We start from the raw sequence: 5,082 nt of genomic DNA on the forward strand, positions 1-5,082 counted from the left end.
CTCGGGATGTTTGGCATGCACCACCTCATAGATCATTTTAAAGCGCTCCTTGAAAACCGGGGTGATCTTATCTTCATTGCCGATTCCCAGGTATTGCAGGTGAAAAGGTTCCGGGTGACCGGCCGCTGCGCGTTTAGCTCCCCACGTTGTCGAGGGAGCGCCGTTGGCCCATTCTATCAGGTCCAGGATATCCTGGATGTATGCTTTCATATCTTCGGCAGACAAGCCCTTTTGCCCCGTGCCGCCAATACGCCAGGTTCCGCCTGAGTTCTGGCAGCTCACGCCTGCTGCTACCACCGGCAACGGTTTGGCGCCAATGTCTTCACAAAACTGGAAGTATTCAAAATAGCCCAATCCAACCGACTGGTGGTAACTCCAGATATTTCTTTGTTCAATCCGTTGTTCCACCGGCCCGATCGTATTTTTCCATTGATACATATTGCCCAGGCCATCTCCATGCACGAGGCAACCACCGGGAAAACGCATGAATTTCGGTTGCAGGTCGGCAATAGTTTGTGCAAGATCCGCCCGTAATCCATTGGGCCGGTTCTTAAATGTCTTTTGTGGGAACAGGGAGATCATATCCAGCGCTATTTTCCCCGTTGCCTTCGCTACAATTACCAGCATGGCACTGTCATCGCTTTGAGTAGCGGTTAAGGTGGCGGTATATTTCTTCCAGTCTTTTGAACCGGTATTGATGGTGGCCAGGTTGGAGAGATTGCCCTTTTTGCCTTTCAGCTGTATAGTTACCGGGATGGCATTCCCACTGAGTTGTTTTGCAAACAAAGAAAAATCATACTGTTCGCCGGCCTTTATTACAATGCCATCAAAACCGGTATTGTTCAATCCAAGGCCTTCCCTGCCCACGTCTTCTATATTCAGCACCACATAGTGCGGATTATTGGCATGAACCGGTGAACTGGTTTCAATGGAAATAGTGCCGTAAGAAAATCCTTCTTTGGTAAATTGCCAGGCGGTCAAGGGATTCCAGTCGTGGTTATCACTGGCCGTGTATTCAAATGAGCGGTTCTGAATTAATTCGCCATACAATCCGCCATCAGCCGCATAGTTAATGTCTTCAAAGAAAATACCAAACAGGTTGGGACTTATGGGTTTACTGGCAGCAGCATTTTTGGCCTTTACAAGCCGCTGGTCCATTTGGGCCTGAATGCCCATGCAGACAATAATAGATACAAAAAAGCAGGTCAGTCGTTTCATACAGCAAGTGTTGATTTAAGCGTACAATTGACATTAAATGTACAGAAAACCAGGCAAAGGGCAAAGAGCAGAGGGCAGAGGGCAAAGGATCTTTCGTGGCAAAAAAAAACCTGGTAAATTGAAGCCACCAAAGCGACATCAACTTACCAGGTCTTATTAACTGGTCAACTCTATCAACCCTGTCAACCCTATCAACTTGCATTTACCTGGTTAACTGGTCAACTGGTTAACTGGTCAACTTAATATCCAAATAATTCTTCCAGACTCACCGTCTTCACTTCACCAATCGACTTCAGGTCGTCCAGCTTGATCTTTTTATCCGAAGCCACTACGCAATAGGTATAAGGCTTACCACTGATCTGTTCCTTGTGCATTTTTTGAACATCTTCCAGTTTCAAAGAAGAAAGGGCTGCATATTCATCTTTACGGAAATCGCCCTTCCAACCTTTTTGCTGGGCGCTCAGGTAAGAAGCAATAATGCCTTCTTTGGTAATACGCTGGGTTTCCAGGTCTTTTTTGAAACCGGTTCTGGCCAGCTCGAAGCGCTGTTCAGAAGCAGGCAGTTCGGTCAGTAATTCATTCATGCCTTTGATGGCTTCATTCATTTTATCGGCCTGGCAACCTACATACGCCATCATATAAAAAGGATATTCTTTTTTACTGGGCGTATTGTAAAATGCGTAGGTTGAATATGCCAACGCTTTTGATTCGCGAATGGTTTGGAATACAACTGACCCCATACCGCCACCAAAGTAATTATTGAATACATTTACCACTACTTCTTTATTAGCATCGTACCCTACGTCGTTCCTTACCCATGCAATTTCACTTTGCACCATATCGTAATTGGTAAACAACAACTGGTTGGCAGTTTGAACTGCAGGCGTGAAATTCACTTTTGCAGGGTAGTCTTTAAAGCTGGCTGGTAAAGTATGCAGTTTGGCGATGGATGTTTTAAAATCAACATCGGCAAGCGGACCATAATACATGATGCGGTGTTTATACTGCATCAGGCTGTGTAACTCATTCACCAGGTCTGAAGCTTTCAACTGATCGATCTCGGCATCGGTCAATGCAGAGTTGAACGGGTTTTTAGCACCGTACCGGGCATAAGAAACCAGTCCCTGCATAATGCTTTGTTTGTCGGCTTTGGCGTTTGCCCGGCTTTTCATTACCCGGCTTTTTAATGCTGCCAGTGCCGCCTCATCGGGTTTGCAATTGGCCAGCACTTCTTCAAACAAACTAACCGCTTTATCAAAATTCTCCTGCAACCCGTTTATAGAAACGGTAGTGATCTCAGCATTGGTATTAATGTTGAAGTTACAGGCAATGTTGTAAAATGATTTACTGATCTGTTCTGCTGAATATTTATCGGTGCTTAAGAATTGCAGGTACGAGGCAGCCAGGGGCAACAGTTTGTTATTCCAGGTACCCATATCAAACTGATAGTACAGAGCAAACAATTCGTTCGATTTGTTCTGCACACTTAACACATCAGCAATACCGCTTTTTGACAGGTTGATATCTTTATCATAATCCAGCCACAGGGGTTGAATATCGCCCACCGTGATCGCTTCCATTTTCTTCACAAAATCCGATGATTGACCGGCATTGGTCTCAATAGGCGTGATGGCTGGTTTTTCTACTTTTACGATATTCTTGTCCTCTCCTTTTCTTTTATAGATGAGCACATAATTTTTATCGTTCAGGTATTTATTCACGACAGCTACCAGCTCCGCTTTGGTAACTTTGGCCATATCATCGAGGTACGACGCTTCTTTATCCCACTGCGCACAACGGTTCTTGATAAAAGCATCCATTAATTGCTGGGCGCTGCTGGTGCTGTTGTCGAGGGATTTCAACAGATCCAATTTAGCGTTGGCTACAATGGCCTTGATCATACTTTCATCAAAATCGCCTTTTTTCAGCAACTCCAGCTGACCCATCAACAGGTCCTTCACGTCTTCCAGCTTTTGGCCCTGTTTCGGCATTCCAAGCATTATAAACAGGCCATAGTCTTTATACTGTTGCAAACCGGCTTGTGTGGCCTGTGCTTTTTGTTGTTTATTCAGGTTCAGATCGAATAAACCGGCTTTTCCATTTGATAATACGGAAGAAGCCAGATCGAGCACCATAGACTCGTGTGAACTGGCCGCAGGCGTACGGAAACAGATCCGCATGTTCTCGGCAGAAGGCCCAAAGATCTCTTTCACAATGGGAGCTGTGATAGGTTGCTCGGGTGCGCTCTTATATTCCTGTACCGGCTTTGCCTGCATGTAGGCAAATGCCTGTTCCACTTTTTTGATCATGGCATCGGCATCAAAATCGCCGGATAAAATAATACCCATGTTATTGGGCACATAATATTTGTTGTAATAATTCCTGATGGCAATTAAAGAAGGGTTCTTTAAATGCTCGATGGTACCGATGGTTGTTTGCTGACCATAGTTATGCGTTGGGAACAAACCGCTCATCATGGCTTCCTGTACTTTAACGCCATCATTATCAAGCCCGCGGTTCTTTTCTTCATACACCGCTTCAAGCTCAGTATGGAACAGGCGGAAAACCGGTTTGCGGAAACGTTCGGCCTGAATGGCCAGAAATTTATCAACCGCGTTGGAAGGAATGTCTTCTTCATAAACAGTTTCTTCCACCCAGGTATGGGCATTGGTTTTCTGCGAGCCGATATTGCTCATCAGTTTATCATACTCATTGGCAATGGCAAAATGCGAAGCAACGCCAGATACACTGTCTATTTGATGATAGATGGCTTTACGGGCAGCGGCATCTTTGGTAGCGCCATACTGCTCGTACAAGGCATCGATCTTATCTAAATAAGGTTTTTCTTTTGCCCAGTCGAGCGTGCCATATTTATCGGTTCCCTTAAACAACAGGTGTTCGAGGTAATGCGCCAAACCGGTATGATCTTTAGGATCGTTATTGCTACCGGTGCGCACCGCCATGCGATAAACAATGCGGGGCTCTTTGTGATTGACAGTTAATATAACCGACATGCCGTTTTTCAGGGTATAAAACCTGGTTTGCATGGGGTCGTTGGTCACATATTTATACGTGTAACCACCAGCGGACGCCTGTTTCCACTGGTATTTGTTTTGGGCCATACTTTCGCAGGCTGCCGAAAGAAGCAGTAGGAGTGCAAAAACCTTGTTGAATTGCATAATAGTGGTTTACATCATTTTTTTTGCTGAAATGGAGGCTCATCATGTAGTCGAAAGCATGCCTCAATGTCAGCGGTTGAACAAAAATTATCAGACTGTCTATTAAGACGCATCTGAGCGTGCAATGTGCCCTTGAAAAATACAGTTTTTTGCAGGAAACTGTATAACTGGTCTATTTCACAGACGAACGGTTAGTGTATTGGTTACCAGTTACCGATTTCTTCAATAGCAGAAAGCATTGACCATTCACCATTGACCATTGACCATTGACCATAAAAAAACCCGGCAAACTGAAGCTGCCAAAGCAACTCAATTTACCAGGTCTTATCATTCTTGTTAACTTTTCAACTTATTAACTCATTTCATTATACCAGCAAGGTTAAATTGCGATGATAGTTTGTATAGCCGATATACCCATAACCATTGGTTGTACGGGCATAGGCCTGCACAATAAAGCTGTAAGCGCATTGAATAGGCGGCCGCCAGTTGGCAGGTGCGGTAGGCACTGCAAAGTTCAATACCCCGGCCCAGTTGGTTCCAGGCGGAACGGCGGTTTCGTACTGCTGGCTGTAAATAGCCACTGACTGGTTCTCGCCATAGGTTGCACTAAAGCTCCACGAAAGCAGGTTGCCTTCAGGATCGTTGGCCGTAACATTAAAAGTAAGGCCATCAGCGCCAGGTCCTA

At 45.1% G+C, this 5,082-nt stretch carries 2 protein-coding genes and 1 pseudogene; all 3 read right to left on the reverse strand.

The features are described 5' to 3' along the window. Window positions 1–1,218: carbohydrate binding domain-containing protein (locus ACJ751_RS20915; RefSeq protein WP_407747468.1), on the reverse strand; the 1,218-nt coding region annotated here is incomplete at its 3' end. A 239-nt stretch (window positions 1,219–1,457) separates the two neighbouring features. Continuing rightward, window positions 1,458–4,397 carry a M16 family metallopeptidase gene (locus ACJ751_RS20920; RefSeq protein ID WP_407747469.1) on the reverse strand — a complete coding sequence of 980 codons (2,940 nt, stop codon included), beginning with the start codon at window positions 4,395–4,397 and terminating at the stop codon, window positions 1,458–1,460. Between the two features lie 365 nt (window positions 4,398–4,762). After that, window positions 4,763–5,082 (reverse strand): annotated as a pseudogene (locus ACJ751_RS20925) (hypothetical protein); the annotation flags it as partial.

Origin of the sequence: Niastella sp. (assembly GCF_045805085.1) — a bacterium.
GTDB lineage: Bacteria > Bacteroidota > Bacteroidia > Chitinophagales > Chitinophagaceae > Niastella.